At 61.6% G+C, this 22,899-nt stretch carries 18 protein-coding genes; 8 read left to right on the top strand and 10 right to left on the bottom strand.

Annotation, left to right across the window (positions count from 1 at the left end):
* Positions 1-107: 107 nt before the first annotated feature.
* Positions 108-356, bottom strand: a complete 249-nt coding sequence (locus JQ621_RS02290) for a hypothetical protein (RefSeq protein ID WP_212232793.1) — start codon at positions 354-356, stop codon at positions 108-110.
* A 122-nt stretch (positions 357-478) separates the two neighbouring features.
* Between JQ621_RS02290 and JQ621_RS02285 the strand changes: the two genes are divergently transcribed.
* The 4 genes from JQ621_RS02285 to JQ621_RS02270 all read left to right on the top strand — a co-directional run bounded on the left by JQ621_RS02285 (position 479) and on the right by JQ621_RS02270 (position 7,746).
* Positions 479-1,243: an outer membrane protein gene (locus tag JQ621_RS02285; RefSeq protein ID WP_212232792.1), complete on the top strand. Its 765-nt coding sequence runs from the start codon at positions 479-481 to the stop codon at positions 1,241-1,243.
* 431 nt (positions 1,244-1,674) lie between these two features.
* A complete protein-coding gene (locus JQ621_RS02280) occupies positions 1,675-2,880 on the top strand; it encodes an efflux RND transporter periplasmic adaptor subunit (protein WP_249124603.1) in 1,206 nt (401 codons plus the stop codon).
* Between the two features lie 48 nt (positions 2,881-2,928).
* The gene (locus tag JQ621_RS02275) at positions 2,929-6,195 is read left to right on the top strand and encodes an efflux RND transporter permease subunit (protein ID WP_212232791.1); all 3,267 of its coding nucleotides are present in this window, start codon (positions 2,929-2,931) and stop codon (positions 6,193-6,195) included.
* 9 nt (positions 6,196-6,204) lie between these two features.
* The gene (locus JQ621_RS02270) at positions 6,205-7,746 is read left to right on the top strand and encodes an efflux transporter outer membrane subunit (protein WP_249124601.1); all 1,542 of its coding nucleotides are present in this window, start codon (positions 6,205-6,207) and stop codon (positions 7,744-7,746) included.
* A 25-nt stretch (positions 7,747-7,771) separates the two neighbouring features.
* On the opposite strand, the gene JQ621_RS02265 is transcribed toward JQ621_RS02270, so the two are convergent.
* Positions 7,772-8,044 (bottom strand): hypothetical protein, encoded by a 273-nt coding sequence (locus JQ621_RS02265; RefSeq protein ID WP_212232789.1) that lies wholly within the window; start codon positions 8,042-8,044, stop codon positions 7,772-7,774.
* Between the two features lie 98 nt (positions 8,045-8,142).
* On the opposite strand from JQ621_RS02265, the gene JQ621_RS02260 reads away from it, so the two are divergent.
* Both JQ621_RS02260 and JQ621_RS02255 read left to right on the top strand, forming a co-directional pair.
* Positions 8,143-8,451, top strand: coding sequence for a hypothetical protein (locus JQ621_RS02260; protein ID WP_212232788.1), 309 nt, complete (start codon positions 8,143-8,145; stop codon positions 8,449-8,451).
* A 24-nt stretch (positions 8,452-8,475) separates the two neighbouring features.
* Positions 8,476-8,784, top strand: coding sequence for a hypothetical protein (locus JQ621_RS02255; RefSeq protein WP_212232787.1), 309 nt, complete (start codon positions 8,476-8,478; stop codon positions 8,782-8,784).
* 165 nt (positions 8,785-8,949) lie between these two features.
* Here the strand turns inward: JQ621_RS02255 and JQ621_RS02250 are convergent, their stop codons facing one another.
* From JQ621_RS02250 to JQ621_RS02215, 8 genes are all read right to left on the bottom strand, one after another.
* On the bottom strand, positions 8,950-10,005 hold the full coding sequence (locus tag JQ621_RS02250) for a SphA family protein (RefSeq protein WP_212232786.1): 1,056 nt from the start codon (positions 10,003-10,005) through the stop codon (positions 8,950-8,952).
* A gap of 81 nt (positions 10,006-10,086) precedes the next feature.
* Positions 10,087-11,478, bottom strand: a complete 1,392-nt coding sequence (locus JQ621_RS02245) for a DUF2252 domain-containing protein (protein WP_212232785.1) — start codon at positions 11,476-11,478, stop codon at positions 10,087-10,089.
* The gene (locus tag JQ621_RS02240; RefSeq protein ID WP_212232784.1) at positions 11,463-11,882 is read right to left on the bottom strand and encodes a twin-arginine translocation signal domain-containing protein; all 420 of its coding nucleotides are present in this window, start codon (positions 11,880-11,882) and stop codon (positions 11,463-11,465) included. The genes JQ621_RS02245 and JQ621_RS02240 overlap by 16 nt, the downstream gene beginning before the upstream one ends.
* Before the next feature lie 96 nt (positions 11,883-11,978).
* On the bottom strand, positions 11,979-13,589 hold the full coding sequence (locus JQ621_RS02235) for an arylsulfatase (protein WP_212232783.1): 1,611 nt from the start codon (positions 13,587-13,589) through the stop codon (positions 11,979-11,981).
* A 364-nt stretch (positions 13,590-13,953) separates the two neighbouring features.
* Entirely contained in the window at positions 13,954-15,558 is a 1,605-nt protein-coding gene (locus tag JQ621_RS02230) for a sigma-54-dependent Fis family transcriptional regulator (protein ID WP_212232782.1), read from the bottom strand.
* Between the two features lie 237 nt (positions 15,559-15,795).
* A complete protein-coding gene (locus tag JQ621_RS02225) occupies positions 15,796-16,860 on the bottom strand; it encodes an alpha/beta hydrolase (RefSeq protein WP_249124599.1) in 1,065 nt (354 codons plus the stop codon).
* 363 nt (positions 16,861-17,223) lie between these two features.
* The gene (locus JQ621_RS02220) at positions 17,224-17,529 is read right to left on the bottom strand and encodes an HdeA/HdeB family chaperone (RefSeq protein ID WP_249124753.1); all 306 of its coding nucleotides are present in this window, start codon (positions 17,527-17,529) and stop codon (positions 17,224-17,226) included.
* 66 nt (positions 17,530-17,595) lie between these two features.
* Entirely contained in the window at positions 17,596-17,922 is a 327-nt protein-coding gene (locus JQ621_RS02215; protein ID WP_312015392.1) for an antibiotic biosynthesis monooxygenase family protein, read from the bottom strand.
* 894 nt (positions 17,923-18,816) lie between these two features.
* On the opposite strand from JQ621_RS02215, the gene JQ621_RS02210 reads away from it, so the two are divergent.
* Together JQ621_RS02210 and JQ621_RS02205 are read left to right on the top strand one after the other, a co-directional pair.
* Positions 18,817-20,037 (top strand): adenylate/guanylate cyclase domain-containing protein, encoded by a 1,221-nt coding sequence (locus JQ621_RS02210; RefSeq protein ID WP_312015385.1) that lies wholly within the window; start codon positions 18,817-18,819, stop codon positions 20,035-20,037.
* Positions 20,038-20,133: 96 nt separating this feature from the next.
* Complete coding sequence (locus JQ621_RS02205) at positions 20,134-22,617, top strand: tetratricopeptide repeat protein (RefSeq protein ID WP_409334167.1); 2,484 nt, start codon at positions 20,134-20,136, stop codon at positions 22,615-22,617.
* Positions 22,618-22,899: the final 282 nt, after the last annotated feature.

The following is a 22,899-nucleotide window of genomic DNA, read 5'->3' as shown; positions in this document are numbered from 1 at the left end:
GTAAATAAATAATATATTTTTTTGCGCGAACCGCTTACCTTGCACAAGAAAGGGGCGGACGCGGTGGACTTGCTCATTCAGAAATTCAACTTTTTCGGTTTCGACGTTCAGTACTGGATGCTTGCCGGTGCAGTCGTTGTCGCAATTTTCATCATCTTCGTCTGGCGCACGGGCGATCGAACGTGATCGTTGCCGCGCACGCGAAAGCCGATAAACAACGGCGCAAACGCGAAGTGACTGGCCTGCAGTGCATGGCCAAGCCGTTCCGTCTCTTCATCCAGAAAAACCCTCGCGCTCCGGCGAAAGATATTTTCTCTTAATTGTTTGCGGCACTTTGCGATGTCGCGAGCGCGCAACGAGCGCTCAAAAAGCAGCCTCTTTGCGGTTTCAAAGCCGTTTCTACATCGCGGAATCCTCCTGCTCTCCATAAGATCGTCATCGACAACGGATTGGCCAGACGGCCATGCAGGGGGCTTGAATGTACGCTAGACTGAAATCCGCACTCGTCGCGGGAATGTTGCTGGGGCTTGGTACTACCGTCACGGCGAATGCTGCGGACCTGCCGCTCAAGGCGCGACCGATGCCGGCGGTGTCTCTCTACAACTGGACCGGCTGTTACCTCGGCGCCAATGTCGGCGGCGGGTGGACGCGGCTGGATACCCAGCGCATCTCTGACGCCACCGGCGCCGCGGCGCCCGCAAATTACGGCCGCGAAAACGACAGCGGCTTCATCGGCGGCGGACAAGTCGGCTGCGACTTCCAGACCGGCAATCTGGTCTTCGGCTTCGGCGGCAGCTTCGATTTCGGCAACATCAAGGGCCGGCACGCCTTGACGGACTTCCCCACCTTCTCGGAAGCGAACAACCTGAAGGAGATCTACACCGCGACCGGCCGCATCGGCTATCTCTGGGCGCCGCAATTCCTCGGCTATCTCAAGGGCGGCGCGGCGTATATCAAGAATCGCAATCAGGTCTTCGCGCCAGGCGGCGGCTTGTTCGAGTCCGCGAGCTTCTACCAGCCTGGCATTACGGCCGGCATCGGTGCCGAGTGGATGTTCGCACCGAACTGGTCGGTGTTCGCCGAGTATGACTACATGTGGTTCCACGATGACAACGCGCAATCCTTCACCCTGCCCGACGGCGGCGCAGGCGAAGTCATCGGCTCCCAGCAGCGCGTTCAGACCGTCTTGGTGGGCGTGAACTACAAGCTGCATTGGGACGGCCCGGTCGTCGCCAAATACTGAATTCCACCTCGACTATCTCTGCAAACCTCCAGACTCCTTAGCCCCGGTCCGTCCGGGGCTTTTTTTGTTTGCGGCTAATCCTGCGAAAGGCGGACAATCCGAAATGCAATTTGCACGTCGAGAAATTTGAATTGATCGCAGCGCAGGCAAAGGCGGTGTGCAGTGGACCGGCTTTTGTTCAATCGCGCGTTGGCGCTCATTCGGCGCTATCATTTGTGTATTAATTCTCCCCGTTTCCTGCATCGAAAACAGATAAACGCGCCGTTAATACTGACCTGTGGCAACCCAAGCGTCGCATCACTGTAAGGTTGACGTCAGTTGGGCTTGTTAACAAGATTTCGTCCGCCCCGATGCTCCGCGTCGCAGACTTCGTGCAGCGATCCAGCAGGTCCGAGGGCGGACATCCGAAGCGTGTGGAACGGGGCTATGTGATGGCATTTCGCGTCAAGCATGCCGGGATGACGGCCGGCATTGCAGCGGTGGCCGCCATCGCCTGCGGCGCCTGGCTGCTGACACACACCGGCGAGTTGCGCTCCGCCAAGGCGGCGGCACCAGCGGCCGCGCCGAGCGACGTCGATGTCGCGCAGCAGACCGTCGACATCAGCGAGAAGCAGGCCGGCGGTTTCAAGATCGAGCCGGCGGAATCGCGCAACTTCCGCGTCGTGAAGAATGCGGTCGGCTCGATCGACTTCAACCAGAACATGCTGGTCCAGGCGTTCACGACCAACCCGGGGAAGATCGTCGATGTTGTCCTCAACGTCGGCGATACCGTCACCAAGGGACAGACCCTGTTCACGATCGACAGTCCGGACCTGCTGCAGTCTGAATCCTCGCTGCTGGCGGCGGCCGGCGTGCTGGAGCTGCAGACCCGGACGCTAAATCGCGTGAAGCAGCTTCTGAAGACGGGCGGCGGCGCGCAGAAAGACGTCGACCAGGCGACCTCAGACCAGCAGACCGCGGAAGGCAATTACAAGGCCGGTCGCGACGCCGTGCGCATCTTCGGAAAGACCGACGAGGAGATCGACCGCATCCTCGCCGATCGCAAGCTCGATTCGATCCTGCGCGTGCCGAGTCCGATCTCGGGCCAGATCGTGGCCCGCAGCGCGGCCCCCGGCCTCTATGTCCAGCCCGGGAACGCGCCCGCGCCTTACACCCTCGCCGATCTCTCCACCATGTGGATGATCGCCAACGTGATCGAGACCGACGCTCCCGCCTACCGTCTCGGCCAGCCGGTTGCCGTCACGGTGCCGGCCTATCCGGACGAGGTGTTTCGCGGCACGGTGACGACGCTCGGGGTCAATATCGATCCCGGCACGCACCGCCAGCTGGTTCGTTCCGTGATCGAAGACCCGAGCCACAAGCTGCGCGCCGGCATGCTGGCCAGCTTCTCGATCGAGATCGACGGACCGAAAGCTTCGGTTGCGGTCCCCGCTGATGCCATCGTCCGCGAAGGTGACGGATCCATGACAGTTTGGGTCACGACCGACCGTCGTCGCTTCAAGCGGCGCACCGTGAAGGTCGGGCTGGAGCAGAATGGTTGGCGTCAGATCCTCGAAGGCCTGAACCCGGGGGACCTGGTCGCTTCATCAGGCGCAATCTTCCTCAGCAACAAGTTTGCCATCGCGGCCACGGGCTGACCCGGTTGTGCATCCCGCTCTCCTGCTGCCCGCTGCAAGTGTGCCATCTTGATTAAAGGTCTTCTCCAGTTTGGCCTGACCCGAAGCGCGATCGTCGTGCTCGGCCTCATCGTGTTCTGCGCCGCGGGCCTTGTCGCCTTCAGCAAGCTGAACATCGAGGCCTATCCTAATCCGGCGCCGGTGATCCTGGAGATCACCGCGCAGGCGCCGGGGCTCTCGGCCGAGGAGATGGAGAAGTACTACACGATCCCGATGGAGGTCGGCCTCTATCCGACGCCGGGCGTGGTCAACATCCGCTCGACCTCGTTCTACGGCCTGTCCTTTGTCCGCGTCACTTTCCGCTACGGCGTCGATTACTATTTCGCGCTGACGCAGGCCGCCAACAGCATCCAGCAGAACATCCAGCTTCCCGGCAATCTCGTGCCGACGATCCAGCAGTCGAGCCTGGTCGGCGAGATCTACCGCTACCGGCTGGTCGGCCCGCCGAATTTCGGCCTGACGAACTTGCGCACCTTGCAGGACTATGTCGTTACGCGGCGCCTGATGACCATCCCCGGCGTCGTCCAGGTCAATTCCTGGGGCGGGACCACCAAGCAATTCAATGTGGACGCCGACCTCGCCAAGCTCGAATCCTACAACATCACCGTGCCCCAGCTCGTCACCGCGCTCGGCAACTCCAACGCCAATGTCGGTGGCCGCGAGATCGCGATCGGGCAGCAGTCGGTCAACATTCGCGGCATCGGCCTGATCGATTCCGGCGGCGCCGACGACGTCACCAAGGGCTACCACGTCCAGGACATCGAGAACATCGTCCTGACCCAGCAGAACGGGCTGCCTATCCAGATCAAGGACGTCGCCAAGGTCACGATCGGCTATGTGCCGCGGCTCGGCATCGCCGGCAAGGACAAGGATGACGACATCGCCGCGGCCATTGTGGTGATGGGACGGACCCAGCATACCAACGACATCATTCCGAAGGTCGAGGATGAAGTCGCCAAGATCAACAGCGACGGCACGCTGCCGCCGGGCGTAAGGATCGTGCCCTACTACGACCGCAGCGCGCTGGTCGGCGTGACCACGCACACGGTGCTGCACAATCTCGTGTTCGGCTGTCTCCTGGTGTTCGTGATCCAGTGGGTGTTCCTGGGCAATCTGCGCAGCGCGCTGATTGTTGCCGCCAATATTCCGTTTGCGCTGTTCTTCGCCATCATCATCCTGGTTCTCCAGGGCGAGGATGCGAACCTGCTGTCGCTTGGTGCAGTGGATTTCGGCATCATCGTCGATTCCGCCGTCATTATCATGGAGAACATTTTCCGCAATTTCCAGTCGAGCCCCGAAGCCCGCGCGCGAGTCCTGCAACATCTTTCCGAAGGTTATTGGGGGGCCGATCCGACCGCGCCCACGCACGGCCAGCCGTCCGGCGCGCGCTGGACCGACCGGCTCAGGATGATCTTCGTCAGCGCGCTGCAGGTCGACAAGGCCGTGTTCTTCACCGCCGCGATCACGGTGACCGCCTTCGTGCCGCTGTTCACGATGCAGGGCGTCGAAGGCCAGATCTTCGGACCGATGGCGCGCACCTACGGCTACGCGCTCGCCGGCGCGCTTCTGGCGACCTTTACCGTCACTCCGGTTCTCGCATCGCTGCTGCTGCCCGAGCACATCGAGGAGACCGAGACGGTGATCGTGCGCGGCTTGCGCAGGGCCTATACGCCCGTGCTGCACTGGGCACTCGGCCGCGTCAGGCTCGCGGTCACCGCGGGCGTCGTCTTCCTCGCCCTCTCGGCACTTGCGGCAAGCCAGCTCGGCAGCGAATTCCTGCCTGCGCTCGAGGAAGGGAATTTCTGGATCCGCGCCGCGATGCCGCCGACGATCTCGCTCGACGCGGGCACCGAGGCGACGCGCAAGATGCGCGACATCCTGCTGCGTCATCCCGAGATCATCACCGTCGTCTCGCAGCACGGCCGGCCCGACAATGGCAGCGATGCCTCCCCCTTCTCCAATGTCGAGCTGTTCGCGCCGATCAAGCCATTCGACGAATGGCCGCCCGGCCTGACCAAGGAGAAGCTGACCGAGGAGTTGCAGAAGGAGTTCGACGACGAGCTGCCCGGCATCACCTTCAACTTCTCCCAGTACATCCAGGACAACGTCGAGGAAGCGCTGTCAGGCGTGAAGGGCGCCAACTCGGTCAAGATCATCGGCCCCAACCTCGACGTGCTGGAGCAGACGGCGACCAAGGTGATGGAGGTGATGCGCGACATCAACGGCGTCGCCGATCTTGGCATCTTTCATCTGGTCGGCCAGCCCAACCTCAACATCAAGGTCAACAGAGAGAAGGCTGCGCGATATGGACTGAACACCGGCGATGTCACCACGGTGGTTCAGGCCGCGCTCGGCGGCTCCGTGGCCACCAACGTGCTGGAAGGCGATCGCACCTTCGGCGTCGCAGTGCGCCTCGATCCGAGATTCCGCAAGAACATCGACGAGATCAAGAGCCTGAAGGTCGCCTACGCGACACCGTCGGGCACCAATGCCTACATTCCCTTGAGCGAGCTTGCCAACATCTCGCTCGATACCGGCGCGCTGTTCATCTATCGCGAGAAAAGTCAGCGCTATATCCCGATCAAGTTCAGCGTGCGTGGCCGCGATCTCGGCTCCACGGTTGCGGAGGCGCAGCAGCGCGTCGCTGATGCTGTGCAGCTTCCGACCGGCTACCGCATCATCTGGTCCGGCGAGTTCGACAATCTCGAGGCGGCAAAGGCGCGTCTCATGATCGTGGTGCCGGTGACGCTGCTGCTGATCTTCGTGTTGCTCTACAGCCTGTTCAACTCGGTGCGCGACAGCCTGCTGGCGCTCGCCGGCATCCCCTTCGCGGTCGGCGGCGGCCTGATCGCGCTCTTCCTTGCCGGCCTCGATTTCAGCATCTCGGCCGCGATCGGCTTCATCTCGCTGTTTGGCGTCGCGGTGATGGACGGCATCCTCAACATCACCTATTTCCGCGAGCTGCGCGCGACCGGCATGAGCATCACCGATGCCGTCTTCAACGGCGCGGAGCAGCGCATGCGGCCGATGCTGATGACCGCGCTGTCGGCCGGCGTCGGCCTGTTTCCGGCGGCGCTGTCGCACGGCATCGGCAGCCAGGTGCAGCGGCCACTGGCCACCGTCGTGGTCGGCGGCATGTTCATCGGTCCGCTGCTGCTGCTCGTGGTGGCACCTGCCCTGCGCAAGATCTTCCTGTCGCGTGAGCCGGCGCCGTCGGAGGAGAGCAATCCGGCCGCATCGCCGCCGTCCGAAGCAGCGCCTCAGGAGGGTGGCTGAATGCGTCCCATGACCGCCACGCGCCGCCTCACCCGCGGCCTCGTAACCGGTGGCGCGAGCCTTTGGCTGGCGAGCTGTGCGGTGGGGCCAAATTTCAGCCCGCCGCCGGCCCCCGACGTCGTCAGCTACACACCAGAGAAGCTATCTTCGCCCGGCACGAGTGCCGGGGGTCCTCGCGTGCCGAAGCAGCATTTCGTCAGCGGAGAAGACGTGTCCCAGCGGTGGTGGACGGCATTTCGTTCGACGCCGCTCGACCAGCTGATCAAGATGTCAGTCGAGCACAACCCCACCCTGCAGTCGGCCGAAGCGTCGATCAGAATCGCGCAATACAACGCGTTGGCCCAACGCGGGCTTTTCTTCCCTCAGATCGGCGCAAATTACACGCCCTCCGAGCAACAAATATCCGGTGCCTCGAGTTCGGGCCCAGGTGGCCAGTCTCCATCGGTATTTTCGCTCCATACCGCGCAATTGAACGTCAGTTTCGTGCCTGACATTTGGGGTCAGAACGTCCGCGCCGTCGAGAGTCTCGATGCAATATCTGAGCAGCAACTGTTCCAGCTCGAGGCCGCCTACCTCACGCTGACTGCCAACGTCGTCACCGCGGCGATCCAGGAAGCATCACTTCGCGGCCAGATTGCCGCGATTCAGCGGGTCGTGAAGATCGAACGCGGTATCCTGGAGATCGCGAAGAACCAGTTCAACGCAGGCAGTGCCTCCCAGGTCGATGTGCTGGCGCAGGAGGCAGCACTGGCACAGTCCGAGCAGCTGCTGCCGCCGCTAGAAAAGCAGCTCGCCGTTCAGCGCGACCTCCTGACCGCGCTTGCCGGGCAATTCTCCAGTGACGAAATCCTGCAAAGGTTTACGCTCGACGGGCTGAAGCTACCCGCAAATCTGCCGGTGAGCCTGCCGAGCCGGATGGTAGGCCAGCGTCCGGACGTCAGGGCCGCCGAGGCGCTTCTGCACTCGACGAACGCCCTGGTGGGCGTGGCGATCGCAGCGCGGCTGCCCAACGTCACGATTACCGGAAATGCGGGAGCGACCGGCTTCAGCCTGGCCGAGCTGTTCACTCCAGGGAGCAGCTTCTATGTCATTGCGGCGAGCATGACGCAGCCGCTTTTCGATGGGCTGACGCTTTACCACAAGCAGAAGGCCGCCGAGGCCGCGGTCGAGCAGGCGGACGCACTCTATCGCCAGGCCGTCATCACGGCGATGCAGAACGTCGCCGACGCTCTGCGCAGCCTCCAGGCCGACGCGCGCGCCGTGCAAGCCGCGGTCAAGGCCGAACTCGCCGCCAAGGCAAGTCTCGACATCATTCAGAAGCAGCTCGTTCTCGGGCAGGTCAATCAGGTGGTCGTGCTCAATGCCCAGCAGGTCTATCTGAACGCTGCGGTCGTCCGCGTTCAGGCGCAAGCGACGCGCCTCTCGGACACCGCCGCCCTGTTCATGGCGCTCGGCGGCGGCTGGCCGGCACATTGTAAGACGACGGATTGGCGCGACTGCGTGCTGGCGGACGCCCCTGCCGCGCCCATCCAGGTAAGCGAGACCAGATAATGCGGACGCTCTGCCGGTGGATCGCCTACCAGATGACCAGCGCGCACAGCAGCGCGAGCGGCACCAGGGCCAACCCGATCGGGACCCATTTGCCCATCTCGGCCGGATTTTTCGGATACAGGAATATCTGGAAGCCGATGAATCCGCAGACTATCACGCCCAATATGAATCGAATCATGTCGGACGGCGTGTCGTAGGCCGTCCAGAAGCTCTCGTTCTGGGGGGTCGCAACACGAAAGGTGACGACGATCACCACCAGAAGGAAGAGCGTCCGCAGAACAAGACCGAGCAACCGCATTCATGTCATCCAGCGCCGGATAGAACCCTACCACAGGCTTATCGGACAGTCATCATCCGGCGCCGAAACGTGCCGCTTCCTTCGCCAGAAAGCCCGCCATGAGCTACGGAAGAGTTCCCACAGTCGCGCTTGCATTCATATTGCTGTCCGCGGTGAGCGCCGGCGCTGCGACGTCATCTCGCTGCCACATGGAGGTTCTCTCGTCTGAAGAGCTGCCCTATGCGCTGGTTGGCGACTGGCTGCTGAAAGCCACGGTGCGGATCACCTATCCGCACGGTGCGTCTGCCATCTCGACCTTCGTGAAGAGCACCCACCGGCAAACAATCCTTCGCCGGGGCGACAATTTCTGGTTCGATTGCGCGCGCCTTGGCGAACTCTGGACAACTTCACTCACACCAACCCGATAGACATACGCCTCCGGAGAGCCTGAAATGGTCAATCTGTTGCTCGGTGCCGTTCAGGTCGCGCTGCTCGCGGCCGGCGATCCAACCGTCACTCTCGGCAGCCGCCCGCCGCTCGTCGAGATACGGATGGTGTGCGACCAGAACTGCAACTGCTGGCCAACGCGCTATCGCGAACGCCGGCTCCCGCTGCTCGCCGATCGGCCCGACCTTGCCTGTCCACCGCCGGCAGAAGGCCGGCCGGCCCTCGGTCATTACAATGGTCACTACCGTACCGGCCCCGCTACCGGCGTCGGGTTTGACAGCCTCGGTGCCCGCGAATTGCCGTTCCCGTTCTGAGGCTGCCGCTCGCGTTGCAGGCGTTGCGAAGTCTCCTGCCCTCTCGGCTCGGGCTCAGGGCCGAAGAGCGCCGCCGCCTCGTCTGGTTAGAGTTTCGCGCTTTGCCCTCGACGGACGTTCGCTACGACTTGAATGCTTGGCCGCTAACTGCCCGTGGCGAACGCCCTACTTCCTCACCAGGTGATTGGTCGGCGTCACTGTGCTGGCCGGGGCGGCTTCGGAGATCGAGAACATCAACCAGGTGTTCCAGCCGGATGGCCGGTTGGCGGCGCTGAACTCGCCATATCCCTTCACGCCCAGGAATGCCTGGTTGGCTCCGATCGGGAAAATATATCCAATTTGGGGGCCGATGCCGAAAACGCGCGAGCGGAATGCGCCGAGAACGGCCGCCTGGCCGGAGTCGTCGGTGATCTGCTGATAGGCATAGCCGACGAACCCAAAGAAAACCTGCTTGGATAAGAATTGCGACACGCCCCAGTCGAAGTGAAAATCGATACCGCTCTGGTATTGTGTCGTGGGATTCTTGAAATTGTAGGTGAAGCTGCCGACGCCCGATAACTCCACGCCTGACGCCGGGTTCAGGTAGGTGTACCCGCCGCCGAAGTCGATCGCACCGTGGCCTATGCCCAAGTTGGCCAGCCGGTTCGCACTATAGTCACCCACAGGAATGTCGCCGGCACCGTAAACCATGTAGTTGTGAACGCCGTTGTTCCACTTGAGCTTGAAGGTCGGATAGAGATCCCCATAGGAGACGAGAGCATCTTCGAGAAATCCGTTCCGCGTGGTGACGATCGGCCCCGCGGTCGCCGTCAACGTGCCAGCCACGTTCGCGGAATTTCTTCCGTAGACGCTGGCAAGCGTTGCCGACAACTGGCCCCCGAGTACCGGCGTTGCAAACGTATAGGTCGGAGCCACGAACATCAGATCGGCTTGGCCGCTCAGAGCAACATTCAGGTTGACGTTGACGGTGGGAGAAAATCTCCCGACCTGGACTTCCCGCGCTGCCGCAGCCGCGCCCGATGCGTTGACGCTGGTGTGGTAGTAGATCGCAGCCGCTGACCAGCCGGGCGTGGTGGGAGTGGCGGAGAGGCTGCCATATAACCCGGGCAACCAGAACGATATGCCGCTCTCGTCGGCGCGAGAAACGCCAGGTGAGAGCGCGAGAAGCGCGCCCGCTGCCGCGAAGCCAATCGTCCGAAATCCCGGCGCATTACGTGGCATGGCAAGACTCCCGCGATCTGGTGACAATCAAACATCTGTTCGCCTTCGGGGCGATCGAACCGGCAAGCTTCGATATCCGTTTCATCTCAACGCGACTTCGAGCTTGCCAGGTTTTACGTCGGTACTCAGTTCGCCTGCCCGCACGGCGTTGACGAAGCTCGCATAGTCGCGCGCAGCCTGATCAGCATAGGCTACAGCATATTCCGCGATCGCTTCGTCGAATTCGTCACTGCCGCCCAGATAACCCGCGACTGTTGCCGCATCGCCAGCCTTGTCGTGGGCGCGTGCCAGCGCCTGACCGCAAAGGGTGGCGTAGGCTCGCATCATTCGCGGCGTCAGCGCCTCCACCTCGGGGGCAACCTTCATGTCGCGAAGCTGACGTACATAGAAATCGCGACCGCCGGGCCCCCTTGACCAGCCGAGGAAGATATCGCTCGAACACTGCATCAGACGCTGTCCGGTCACGACGCGTTGGCCGTTGTGCGCTGCAGGAGAATGCCGCTGGTGGGGCTCCAGTACCGAACGGCGCGCCTCCTTGACCTGGAGGAACAACGGATCGTCCGGCGCGGCGAGGAAAAGCGCGACATAGCAGCGCGTTCCGACGCTCCCCACACCAACGACCTTCACGGCCGCATCGACCAATTCGAAGCGGTCGAAGAGCATGCGACGCTCTTCGGCCAGAGTATTGCGATACTGCTTGAAGAACTCCGCCAGAGTGCGCTCGTTCACGTCCCGCTTGTCGGCGTGGTAAAGCAGAGGGGGCTGGTCGACGATGCGCAAACGCCCTCTGGAGGTCGGCGCCGTAATCTTGTTCGCGACGTGCTCGTTGGTCTGCCTTTGCGCTTCGGCGGCCTTCTTGTCCACGTGGCGCCGGGCCTGTTCATTCACGCCGAAGACCGAGCGGACATCTTCGAGCGTTATCTTGGCGTACCAGCCTTCCAGGATCCCGCGCCCAGCGTGCTCTCGCATCGACTTCCGGTAAGAGCGAGCGGCTTCAGCCGCTATCTCCTTCGCTTGATCGGGCCGGAACCCGCGCCAGCGCGCGGCAATCACGAAGCTCGCGGCCAGCCGTTTCAGGTCCCATTCAAACGGCGCCGGAAACGTCTCGTCGAAATCATTGATGTCGAACACCAGATTTCGTTCCGGCGTGGCAAATCCGCCAAAATTCATCAGATGGCAGTCGCCGCATGACTGGACCGTGATTCCGCTGGAAGGTGTGCCGGCCAGATCGTGGGCCTGAAGCGCGGCCGTGCCGCGAAAGAACGCGAATTCGGACTGGAGCATACGGCCGTGCCGGATCGGGATCAGGGTCTCGACCCGGTCCTGGTTCGACGCCTTGATCATTGCGACGATGTCGCGCTTCTTGCCGCGCCCGACACCGGTACTGGCATGCGACGCGCGCGGACACCCGCCCCGCAGCAACCTGCCTGCTTTACGGCGTTGTTCAACGGTTCTGATCACGTTCTTTGCCATGCCCTCCTCTGGTACTCACCCAACCTTGATCGCTCGCGCCTCGGCGGCGCGAACTGCAATTCGCCGCCGGTTTCGCGGGTGGCCGAACCGAACGCGGTCCCCATGCTATAGTCCCCGGCGTCCAGGATCAGCACCGGTCCCTGCCCCGCGCGCGCCGCTTTCCGCTGCGAGACCAAGGTTGCAAGACGTGCAAACCCGCCGCGGGTCGTGTCGTCGTTGAGCGTGAATGGCGTGTAGTCGGAAGCCGGCGCCATCCCGACCAAGTTGGAGTGGAGGTCGTTGGTGTGCAGGATGGTGAAAGTCGTCTTCCCCTCCGCCGCTGCGACTGGTTCGCTGCCCAGGAGGACCGTAGCGGCCGCCGCCGCTGATGCGCCCAACACGTCACGACGGGACGGATTGCTCATGACGAACTCTTGCTGCTTGGCCCGCTCGGAAATCGGCGATTCTTTCCGCCGTCGCGGCCGGCCGCTCGATGCGGCCGGCCCACAAGTGGTTGTCAGTCAGTTGCTGCCCTTCGGCGGTGCGGTCACCGCCTCCATGACGCGGTCCAGGCTGAAGCTGCCGGGCTTCATCCGCGGCGGGAATTCGCGGAAGCTCTGCAGCCAACCGCCGACATACGCCGCCGCGGGCGCGAAGGCGTACATGTGTTCGATGTACCAACGCTGATAACCCATCGCATTTTCTTCTTCCGCGCGCTCGAACGGGTCCATCCGCAAGTTGGTGATGAGCGGCGCGCGCAGTTCCTCGAAAGGATGCTGCCAGGCACGGAGACCCAAAGCATTCTGTTTCAGGAACATCACTTTGTAATCGCGGTAGCGCAGCGCCGCGACGCTGCCGTCATCAGTCCAGTAGATAAAGGCTTGGCGCGGCGAGTCCTTCACTTCGCCTTTTAAAAACGGGATCAGGTTGCTGCCGTCGAGATGCACCTTGTAGGTCATGTCGCCGATCTTTCGGCCCTTCAGCAGATCCTCCGTGACCGTGGTGTCGCCCGCCGCCGCGAGCAATGTCGGCAACATGTCTTCGTGCGCACCGAGGCCGTTGATGACAGTGCCGGGCTTGATAACGCCGGGCCAGCTAATCAGCGTGGGAACTCGGAACCCTCCCTCCCAGGGCGTATTCTTTTCGCCCCGGAACATCGTCGTGCCGCCGTCGGGCCACGACAGTGATTCAGCTCCGTTGTCGCTGGAGTACATGACGATAGTATTGTTATCGACGCCAAGCGCCTTCAGCTCGGCCAGCAACTGGCCAACCATGCCGTCGTGCTCGACCATTCCGTCCGCAAAGATGCCCAGGCCGGTCTTGCCTTCGCTCTCCTTCTTCAGGTGCGTGAAGACATGCATGCGGGAAGAATTCCACCAGACAAAGAATGGCTTTTGCTCCTTGACCGCCTTGTCGATGAACTTGATCGCTCCGGCTGTGACTTCTTCGTCGACGGTCTCCATGCGCTTCCTGGTCAATGGACCAGTATCTTCGCACTTTTGCTTGCCAACTTTGCCGAAGCGCGGATCATCGGTCGGATCATCGCTATCCGTCGCCAGACAATGCAGCACGCCGCGCGGACCGAACTTCGCCTTGAACGCAGGATCCTTCGGGTAGTCGACGTTCTCCGGTTCCTCCTCGGCGTTCAGATGATAGAGATTGCCCATCCATTCATCGAAGCCATGGACGGTCGGCAACATATCGTTGCGGTCGCCCAGATGGTTCTTGCCGAACTGGCCCGTGGTGTAACCGAGAGGCTTGAGGAGCTCAGCGAGTGTCGGGTCTTCCTTCTTGATGCCCTCGGGGGCGCCTGGCAGACCAACCTTGGTGAGGCCGGTTCGAATGGGTGACTGCCCGGTGATAAACGCCGCGCGGCCCGCGGTGCAACTCTGCTGGCCGTACCAGTCGGTAAAGACGGCTCCCTGCTGCGCGATGCTGTCGATGTTCGGGGTCTTGTAACCCATCATCCCCATATTGTAGGCGCTGACGTTGAACGGGCCGACGTCATCGCCCCAGATGATCAGGATGTTGGGCTTCTTGGGCGCCTGAGCCTGAGCCTGGGCCGGCGCGAACTGCAGCAAAACCGCCGCAAGACCGAGCGCTGCAAATATTGCCCGTCTGAGATTCTTCATGCTTCTGCCTCTCGTGATCCCATTGCCGGCGAGCGCCGCCGAATACGTAGGCTCGGATTGCCGCAGGTCGCCGCCTGCCCACAAGCACAAGGCGACTAGCCTAGCCGGTCGCTGGTCTCTCACCTCGCAAGAAGCGGACCAGCACGCTCGATCGGCATCCTGAAAAAAACTGATGCGGGATCAGCGAGTTATCTGACGGTCGATACGCCACCCGCGCAGCCTGACGGAATCGCGCACGACATATCGGAGGCTCTCCGAAATATCGGAGGTCCGCCGTTCCACGCGTGTCGTTGAATGCTCAGTGCCGTTGATCTTGGGATGAGACGCGCGCCTGCGAACGACCGGCCTCCCGAAGTCCGGGCCGTTACCGCGCCTGAACGATCCCGAGTTTCTTCATGCGGGATTCGAGAGTTGTCGGCTTGATGCCAAGCTGCTCGGCCGCGCCGCCGATACCACGGATGCGCCAGCCACACCGGTCGAGCGCACGCACGATATGCGCGCGCTCTGCCTGATCCAATGTACCGTCCGTCGCTTTTGCCGGATCGAGTTGAAGTGGCTTGTGCGCCAGCTTGACGTGCAGCACCGGACCATGCGCGAGGATCATCGCACGTTCGACCACATTGCGAAGTTCGCGGATGTTGCCAGGCCAGGAATAGGCTGTCAGCGCGCTCATCGAGTCCGGCGATATCTTCTCGATCTGCTTGCCCATCGAGTTGCTGAACTCCTTGACGAATGTCCACGACAGCAGCGGAATGTCCTCGCGACGTTCGCGTAGCGGCGGCAATTCGATCGGGAATACGTCAAGCCGGTAGAACAGATCCTCCCGAAACCTGCCCTCGCGAACCGCCTGTGCGAGATCCTGGTTGGTCGCAGCGATGACGCGGACATCGACCTTGATCGTCCGCGAGCCGCCCAAACGCTCGAATTCTCCTTCCTGCAGCACGCGCAGAAGCTTGGGCTGGAGTTCAAGCGGCAGTTCACCGATTTCATCGAGAAAGATCGTGGAACCGTCGGCGATCTCGAAGCGGCCCGCCTGCCGCGCGATTGCGCCGGTGAACGCTCCCTTTTCGCGACCGAAAAGCTCCGATTCGATCAAGGTCGCCGGCAGCGCTGCGCAATTGACCTTGACCATCGGTCGGTCCTTCCGGGCGCTTGCATCGTGAATGACCTGCGCCAGAACTTCCTTGCCGCTGCCGGTTTCGCCAAGCAAAAGAACCGTGGCGTTTGTTTGCGCGACCTGGCCCGCCTCCTCGACAACCTCCTGGAAACGTGGGGAGCGACTTGCAAGACCTTGTGGCAGCTTCTCATGCACGACATTTCGAAGGTACGCATTTTCCTGCTCGAGGCGGTCCTTGAGACTCCTGACCTCAGCCAGCGCCGCGGCGAGCTTTTCGTCGGATCGCTTGCGCTCAAACGCCTGCGCGATGATTTCGCCAATGAGCTTGGCCCTGGCGATCAGATCGACCGGCCACTGTCGGGATTCCCGGAACGATCCAAAGGCAAGGAATCCGGAGAAGCGTCCGCCAACGCGGATCGGGATGTTCACGTGCGCGCGAAAGCCGGCGCTCCGACAATATTCGGCTTCGGCGATTGCTTCCGGCGGCAGATCATCCGGCAGCGTCTGAAGAACGATCATTTCGCCGCCGCGAAGCTTGCGCAGGTACCAGACAAAATCCAGCGAAAGACTTCCGCTCGGCACCGGATCGATACCCTCGACTGCACTTGAGTACAGGATATCCATCAAACCGTTCTCGACGAGTTCGCCGAAACTTACCCGATCGAAACCGAGAAATTCGCGAACCCGAAGGAGAGACGTCTGTGTGACGGCATCGAGCTCATCGGCGGCTAAATTCACGAATTTTGAGGAGATATCCACGAGCAAGCGCTCGAACGCCAAGCGCTCATCGGCCGACGCGCCGGGTCCTGTCCTCACTAAAGACGGCTTGCCGAGAGACATCGCGTCTGCCATTGGCACCTGTACTCCCGAAATTCGGGATGGAACGATGGGAAATTCCGAAATTCCAGGGAGAACGACGCGCCGGTATCACCGGGCGCCAGACTTGAGAAAAGCCGAAATCGTGCTCCAGGCCTCGCTCCCGGTTCCACAGTATCAGATTGAGAAACGACCGGTTGATCCACATCAACGGCCAGGAGGTCTTAAGCCGCACTTCGGGCAAAGCCGCCACACCAAGAGCCCCTTCGGTGGCTAGTCCATACTGATCGACTTGGTGTCCGTCATTTGCTGCCCCTCCCGGAGCCGTTGCTTGATCATTCCGACAACAGAGGTCACATCCGAGAAAGCCCGATCATGCGCGTCATCCCCGGGCTTCCTGAGGCTTGTCAGGTCAAAGACCTCGATCTGGTCCCGAACCAATTCGCTGCGCCATGGATCTTGCTCAGGATTGACCTCTCCAAGCCGGGGCCCTCCGCCCCAGATGGTCTTCGACAAGGCCAGTGCCTTGTCATCCTGGGACACGAACAGCGCAAATCGCGGTCGCCTTGCTCCCATCCGGCGAATCTGGGTGCGAAAGACATCGACATCGACGTCCGGCGCAACGAGCATGACGTTCTTGAGCTTGTCCACGAAGCGACCGGGCCTGATGTAGCGTGACCGCAGCGCCTCCAGCGCGACCCAGTTTCCCATCGAGTGCGCGAGAATATTGACCTCGCTGACATTCGGGTTGCGGTCCAGGGTATCGATGAGCTCCTCGAGCGCATCGCGCGAATAGTTGGCGCTCTCGCGATCGTAAGTATAGGCGCGCAGCTTGAGCTCGCCGCGCGATGGCCAGGTAAACAGCACCGGAATACCGGGCGCCTTGGAGTCGTGGACGATCTGGGCAAACCGGTAAACCGCGTCGTCGAACTTGTTATTGAAGCCGTGGACGAAGATGAGCACCTTACCGGGCCGCGCCTGCTTCGCCTGCGCGGTGACCGAGTTAAAAAAGGTCGGCTTGTCGATGTAGTCCGCCGACACGGTCACGAAGTCGCGGTGGGGATCGCCTGGGATGGAGGAAGGCCATTGGATTTGACCGACCTCGCGTCCTGAGTCCGGCGGTATCGATACGGTAATCGCGGCGTAGGCGACCGCCTCGCCTCGCTCGCTGCTGAACATCTCGCCTCTGTCCGCCTCGGAACGTTGACGGGTTGTCGCCACGAGCACCGGAACGCGGGATGCTCCTGCGAAAGTCTCGGTCACCGGAACGAGCACGCCCTGCGACGGGCGACCGCTGCAGCCACCAAGCGCAAGCGAAACGACCACCGCTGCGTACATTGCGACACGCTGAGATCTGGCCATTACGCTGCTTGATCCGGACTCTACATCTCTCGCGCTCGAGAGGCCTTCCACCTTACGACAATCGGCCATGATCACAATGGTGAGGAGTGGCCCGCAAGGGCAATTGGTGAACAGCGGTATGGTCTCACCTCGCGAAGCCGACTTCCACGGCTCCGTCCGCGTCCTTCACTTATGGGGCGGCCATTGCCTCGACCTTTTGAATTGCCTCCGCGCAGTCTTTCGAGGCCGTCGATTTGTTCTCGATCAAGCGTCCTGCTATGCGGCCTTGGCCGGGCTGGACCTTCCCGCAGATGCCGTCGTTTGATGTCGACAGCGCGCGCTCCGACACGCGCCGCTTGATCACTGGTTCTTTTCATCCTTCAGAATGACGTCGATCGCTTCGATCACCTTCTTGCCGGGATTTGCCTTGCAATAGACGATGACGTTGTGAATTCCGGCTTTGGTACGCGACACGTTGATCGCATGCTTCTTTGCGAGGCCGTTGTACCAGCCGCTATACCAGATCCCCAAAAAGTCGGCATCTTCCTGATACGTGCCCGCCAACTGCGCGCATGTCAGCTTCTGCACGTCAATATAGCCGTTTGCGTCTGCGTAGTTCTTCAGCTCGACCTGAGCGTGAGCAACGGAGATGGCACCGAGGAACATCGCCGCCACGATGGGTGATTTCCGCATATAGACCTGCCTTCCATTCAGATATTGCGTGCCCGGGATTTACCTTCCGACGCCGGATTGATGCAGCGCCAGAACATCGACGCCCTCCTCCCGCTCGATGGTGTCGATGCGGACCAGTGGTGCCTCACCCGAGAGCTCGATGGCTCCAACGATGGTGTTGAGCTTTGTCGCATCGAGATTGAGTTCGAATTGTTCGAGCGTCTCCCATTCCTCGACGAAAACGAGGGACCTTCGCCTGTCGAGATCGGTAAAGAGTCGAACCGAGCGACAGCCCGGCGCAACCCGGGTAGGTTCGATCACCGATCCAAGCGTACGCAGCAATGCGGTTCTCACCCGGTCCGGCGCCACGATCTCCAGCGAGAACACGATCAAAGGCTGCTTCTTTCAGTCGCATCTGTTGGCGATTACCGCGCTGAGGTTCGCAAGAAGCAGGCCAACAGGCCGGCGTTCACCACCCGACCGAAAACGCGTGGCCAATCAGTGCTGGACTGGATCGGTCCCAGGGTCTTGATCAACGACCGAGGTCTCCAGGCTCCGAAATGTCGGAGCTTCTCCGAAATCTCGGAGTTAAATCTGACGCCGACAAACGCTGTCCCTGGTGGGTTTGGACAATCCATTTGACTCATATCAACAGAGGCGGCTGCTCTCGGCCGAATACTCGCTCTGCGCATAAACAGCAGACGCATGGGAGGGCGTGCCATTTCCAGCACTCGCACATTTCCGGGCCTGAAGACGTTCTCCGGATCGATGATCAGGCAATCGATCAGACAGCGCATCGTTGCCATAGCCGTCGGGCTGATTGTCCTCATGGTCGCGACATCGGTTCTGTCGATGGTGATGGTCGGGAGGGTCGGCCATCTGCTGGACGAAATCACCGATAGGTACATCCCCGCAAACGCGCATCTCACGCGAATTAGCATTCTGTCCTTTGAGCGGGCCCTCGCCCTGCGCCGAATGGTGATTTCGAAGCTGCAGGACCCTCCCGACGAAATCGGATACCGGGCACGAAAGCAGCTATACGACGCCAAGGACGCGGAGGTCGACCAGGAGGCCGACGCAGCGCGCAAGCTCATCGGCGCCGTGATGGCGGACACGAGCACGCCGTCCGACAACACCGCGCTGGCGCGCATCGACAGCCGGGTCGACAGTCTGGTCAGCGAGTTCCGGCATCATTTGAAACAGGAGTCGGCCGAGTTGATCGCCGCGCTCGAAACGCGTGATTTCGCGGCCGTACGGCGAAGCCTTGCCAGGACCGACGCGTTGCGCGACGAGTTCGATGAGAAGGTCGAAGCCGTCCGCGCCGACATGCTGAAAGTGAGCTACGGCGCAATTGCAATCATCAGGTCGGAACAGACCCAGGCCGTGCTGACCTCGGCAATCGTGACGGCGCTCGCGGCGATCGTCGGGCTGATCTTTGCCAATTTCGTCAGCGGCGGCATCATTCGCTCCGTCCGGCAATTGCTCGACGGTACGCGCGCCGTCGAGGCGGGCCATCTCGATCAATCCATCGACGTACGTACAGCCGACGAAATCGGTCAACTCGCTGCGGCGTTCAACCGGATGGTCGTGCAGCTGCGCGACAATCAGCGTGTCAGGGAGACGTTTGGCAAATACATCGATCCGCGCGTCGTGGAGGGACTTATAGAGCGGCCGAACCTCACGGCGGCCGAGGGCCAGCGCCGGGTGATGACGGTGTTGTTCTGCGACCTCAAGGGGTTCACCAGCCTCAGCGAGGGGATGACCCCGCAAGGTCTGGTCAAGGTGATGAACCGCTACCTCTCGATCATGTCCGAACCGATCCGCACTCACCGAGGGATCATCGACAAGTATATCGGCGATGGCATCATGGCTTATTGGGGCCCTCCCTTCGTCGACGAAGCGGACCACGCACGCTTCGCATGCCAGGCGACCCTCGAGATGATCGAGCGCATCGCGACATTGCGCCGTGAAATCCCTGAATTGCTTGGTGTGCTCGGCACCCCCATGGAAACCTGCGACATACGTATCGGCGTTGCGACCGGAGAAGCGTTGGTCGGGAGCATCGGGTCCGACGTCATGATGAGCTACACCGTCATGGGTGACGTCGTAAACCTCGCCTCGCGGCTCGAAGGCGCGAACAAGGCGTACGGGACTCGGAATCTGGTCTCTGAAAGAACAGTTGTTGCTGCGACCGCTGCGGTCGAGGTCCGGGAAATCGATCGGATCGTCGTTGCAGGCCACACCCATTCCGAAGTCGTCTTTGAAATCCTCGGGGCTAAAGGCAAGCTCCTGCCGGAACAGGTCACGTTGCGGGAGAGATATTCGGAAGGCCTTGCAGCCTACCGAGATCGGCGATGGGACGAAGCCGTCGCCAAGTTCGGTGCATCGCTCGAAGCGATGCCGGGCGACGGACCATCGATCGCGATGCTCAAACGCAGCGAAGAGCTCAAGGAAAGCCCGCCGCCTCAGAACTGGGACGGATCGTCGCGCGTCGACAAATAGCTAAGGGCCTGGGCCGCTCCACTTGAATTGGCCGGAAGGCCGACCGATGATGCCTGGCACTGCCCGGATCGTAGCATCGCGGTCTCAACACTGAGGATGTCGTTGGCACGCAAGCAACGAAAGTCCACCGGCAGGCGGGGATCAAAAAGCGATCCCGCTGGAGACAGGTCGCGATCAAAGGCGTTGCCAGCACTTGCTGCTCCTCGCTCCACCAAGCGGCCAATTTGGATCGCGATTTCGCTCGCGTTGATCCTCCTTGCTTCTGTTTTTGCCCTTTATATCTTGAATACCGGCGGATTGGTCTCCGGTACGCAGGACTACGCAGCCGCGTCCTTCGTCGGCAGCGAAGCCTGCGCGGGCTGTCATCAGACCGAAGCAAAGCTCTGGAGCGCCTCGCAGCACAAGGTTGCGATGCAACACGCCACCGAGAAGACAGTGCTCGGCAACTTCAACGAGGCCAGCTTCGACCACTATGGTGTCCACTCGCGTTTCTTCCGCAAGGACGGGAAATTTTTGGTCGAGACCGACGGACCGGACGGCCAGCTCGCCGCCTATGAGGTGAAATACACATTTGGGGTCGATCCGCTGCAGCAGTATCTGGTCGAATTTCCGGACGGCCGCATTCAAGCGCTTTCGATCGCCTGGGACAGCCGACCGCAGGACAAGGGCGGCCAGCGCTGGTTTCACATCTATCCCAATGAGGAGATCAAGCACGACGATGTCCTGCACTGGACCAAACTGAACCAGAATTGGAATTTCATGTGCGCCGAGTGCCACTCCACGGGGGTGCGCAAAAACTACGATGCCAAGACGGACCACTTTGCGACAAGCTGGGCAGAGATCAGCGTGGGTTGCGAAGCCTGCCACGGCCAGGGTTCGCGTCATGTGGCATGGGCGCGGGAGCAGCAAAACTGGTGGCCTTTCGGCAAGCGCGGCGATCCCAGCAAGGGACTGCTCGCCCTGTTCGACGAACGTCATGGCGTGACCTGGCCGATTGATCCGCAAACCGGTATCGGCAAACGGAGCGTTGCGCCTGCCACCCTTCGCAAGGAGGTCGAAACCTGCGGACTGTGCCACGCGCGGCGCGCCGGCTTCCACGAGGACTGGATGCCCGGCCAGTGGCTGTCCCAGACCCATGTGGTCGAGCCGCTCGCGCGCACCACTTATCATCCCGACGGCCAAATCCGTGATGTCGAAGAGCCGTACAATTATACGCCATTCAAGCAAGGCAAGATGTTTGCCGCCGGCGTCACTTGCAGCGACTGCCACGAGCCCCATGGCGCAAAGCTCCGCGTTTCAGGCCAAGGCGTTTGCCTGCAATGTCACGCGCCGGACAAATTCGCCGACGCGAAGCACCATCACCACGGCGGGGTCGAGCCACAGCCGACCTGCATCTCCTGCCATATGCAGACGCGCACCTTTATGGTCGTCGATCCCCGCCACGACCACACCTTCCGCGTCCCACGGCCCGACCTGTCGGTCACGCTGGGCACCCCGAATGCGTGCAACGATTGTCACCACGACAAACCCGCCGATTGGGCCGCGGCGGCCGTCGAGCAATGGTTCGGGCCCGACCGAAAGGGCTTTCAGACCTACGGCGCCGCCTTCCACGCCGCGCGCACCGATGCGGCCGATGCTGCAGCACTTCTCGGCATCATCGCCGCGGACAAAAATGTACCGGCCGTCGCGCGCGCCAGCGCGCTCAGCGAACTCGCCTCGCGCGTTTCACCAGCGAATGTCACAGCTGCGCGAAACGGACTGTCCGATCCCGACCCGATGGTTCGGATCGGTGCACTCGATATGCTGGCTAACCTGCCGGCTGCCCAGATATGGTCACTGGCAGCTCCTCTCCTGGCCGACCCCGTGCGAGGCGTCAGGATCCGAGCAGTTTCGCTGCTCGCAGCCGTGCCTGTCGCAAGACAACCTCAAGCAGATCGTGCGCGCTTCGATCGCGTCGCAACGGAATTCGTCGATGCGCAACGGGCCAACGCCGAGAGGCCCGAGGCACGGACGACACTGGCAAATTTCCTGACGCAGCGGGGACAATCGGCTGAGGCCGAGGCGGAATACAAGGCCGCCTTGCGGCTGAGCCCGCAATATACAGTCGCAGCCATCAATCTCACGGATCTTTATCGGCAACTCGGCAGGAACGGCGACGGCGAGAATGTGCTGCGTACGGCGATCACGACGTCTCCTCGCGACGCAGCGGTCCGCCATGCGCTCGGGCTAACCTTGACACGGCTGAAACGACCGGACGAAGCTCTTGCCGAATTCCAGAGGGCGACCGAACTGCAGCCGGATAGTTCGCAATACGCCTATGTCTACGCGGTAGCGCTCCATTCAGCCGGCCACGCTGGCGAAGCCATGACGGTCCTTAAACAGGCCCTGACCAGCCATCCCAACGATCGCAGCATCCTCTCCGCGCTCATTGCCTTCAGTCGCACAGACGGCGATGGAGAAGCCGCGCTGACCTATGCGCAGCGCCTCGCCGTCATCACACCGGGGGACCCCAATCTCACCAAGCTGATTGACGACCTTCGGCGCACGACCGTGCCTCGCACCGATGACCCGCCGCGCTGACTGATTTGAAACATCCCGCCCTTTGGAGGAGCGGTGATCCTCCGGCCGTCCCGCTTCTTTCGATCTCGTCCTACTGATTACCCAGGAGTGGAAATCCATCACCAAGAACCGTCAGCGTCCCCTGCCCTCCGGCCGTCGAGGTATAGATCAAAATGCCGAAACGATCGGCTTGGGCCGGGCCAGTGAGTAGATGCGCTCCTTCAGCGACGACAGCGGATAGCCGCACTCCAGCGCGCTAACTCGGCCACGAAGGCACGTGACAGGGAGTGCAACGCCCAATAG

This window comes from Bradyrhizobium manausense (genome assembly GCF_018129685.1).
In the GTDB taxonomy this organism is placed as follows: Bacteria; Pseudomonadota; Alphaproteobacteria; order Rhizobiales; family Xanthobacteraceae; genus Bradyrhizobium; species Bradyrhizobium manausense_D.
Note: the sequence above shows the minus strand (reverse complement) of the source record. Positions and strands in the feature narration are given on the sequence as shown.

Coding starts and splice junctions, on each gene's coding strand:
- JQ621_RS02285 (WP_212232792.1), top strand. CDS start 479: ATGTACGCTAGACTGAAATCCGCACTCGTCGCGGGAATGTTGCTGGGG.
- JQ621_RS02280 (WP_249124603.1), top strand. CDS start 1,675: ATGGCATTTCGCGTCAAGCATGCCGGGATGACGGCCGGCATTGCAGCG.
- JQ621_RS02270 (WP_249124601.1), top strand. CDS start 6,205: ATGACCGCCACGCGCCGCCTCACCCGCGGCCTCGTAACCGGTGGCGCG.
- JQ621_RS02265 (WP_212232789.1), bottom strand. CDS start 8,044: ATGCGGTTGCTCGGTCTTGTTCTGCGGACGCTCTTCCTTCTGGTGGTG.
- JQ621_RS02260 (WP_212232788.1), top strand. CDS start 8,143: ATGAGCTACGGAAGAGTTCCCACAGTCGCGCTTGCATTCATATTGCTG.
- JQ621_RS02255 (WP_212232787.1), top strand. CDS start 8,476: ATGGTCAATCTGTTGCTCGGTGCCGTTCAGGTCGCGCTGCTCGCGGCC.
- JQ621_RS02250 (WP_212232786.1), bottom strand. CDS start 10,005: ATGCCACGTAATGCGCCGGGATTTCGGACGATTGGCTTCGCGGCAGCG.
- JQ621_RS02245 (WP_212232785.1), bottom strand. CDS start 11,478: ATGGCAAAGAACGTGATCAGAACCGTTGAACAACGCCGTAAAGCAGGC.
- JQ621_RS02240 (WP_212232784.1), bottom strand. CDS start 11,882: ATGAGCAATCCGTCCCGTCGTGACGTGTTGGGCGCATCAGCGGCGGCG.
- JQ621_RS02235 (WP_212232783.1), bottom strand. CDS start 13,589: ATGAAGAATCTCAGACGGGCAATATTTGCAGCGCTCGGTCTTGCGGCG.
- JQ621_RS02230 (WP_212232782.1), bottom strand. CDS start 15,558: ATGGCAGACGCGATGTCTCTCGGCAAGCCGTCTTTAGTGAGGACAGGA.
- JQ621_RS02225 (WP_249124599.1), bottom strand. CDS start 16,860: ATGTACGCAGCGGTGGTCGTTTCGCTTGCGCTTGGTGGCTGCAGCGGT.
- JQ621_RS02220 (WP_249124753.1), bottom strand. CDS start 17,529: ATGTTCCTCGGTGCCATCTCCGTTGCTCACGCTCAGGTCGAGCTGAAG.
- JQ621_RS02205 (WP_409334167.1), top strand. CDS start 20,134: ATGTCGTTGGCACGCAAGCAACGAAAGTCCACCGGCAGGCGGGGATCA.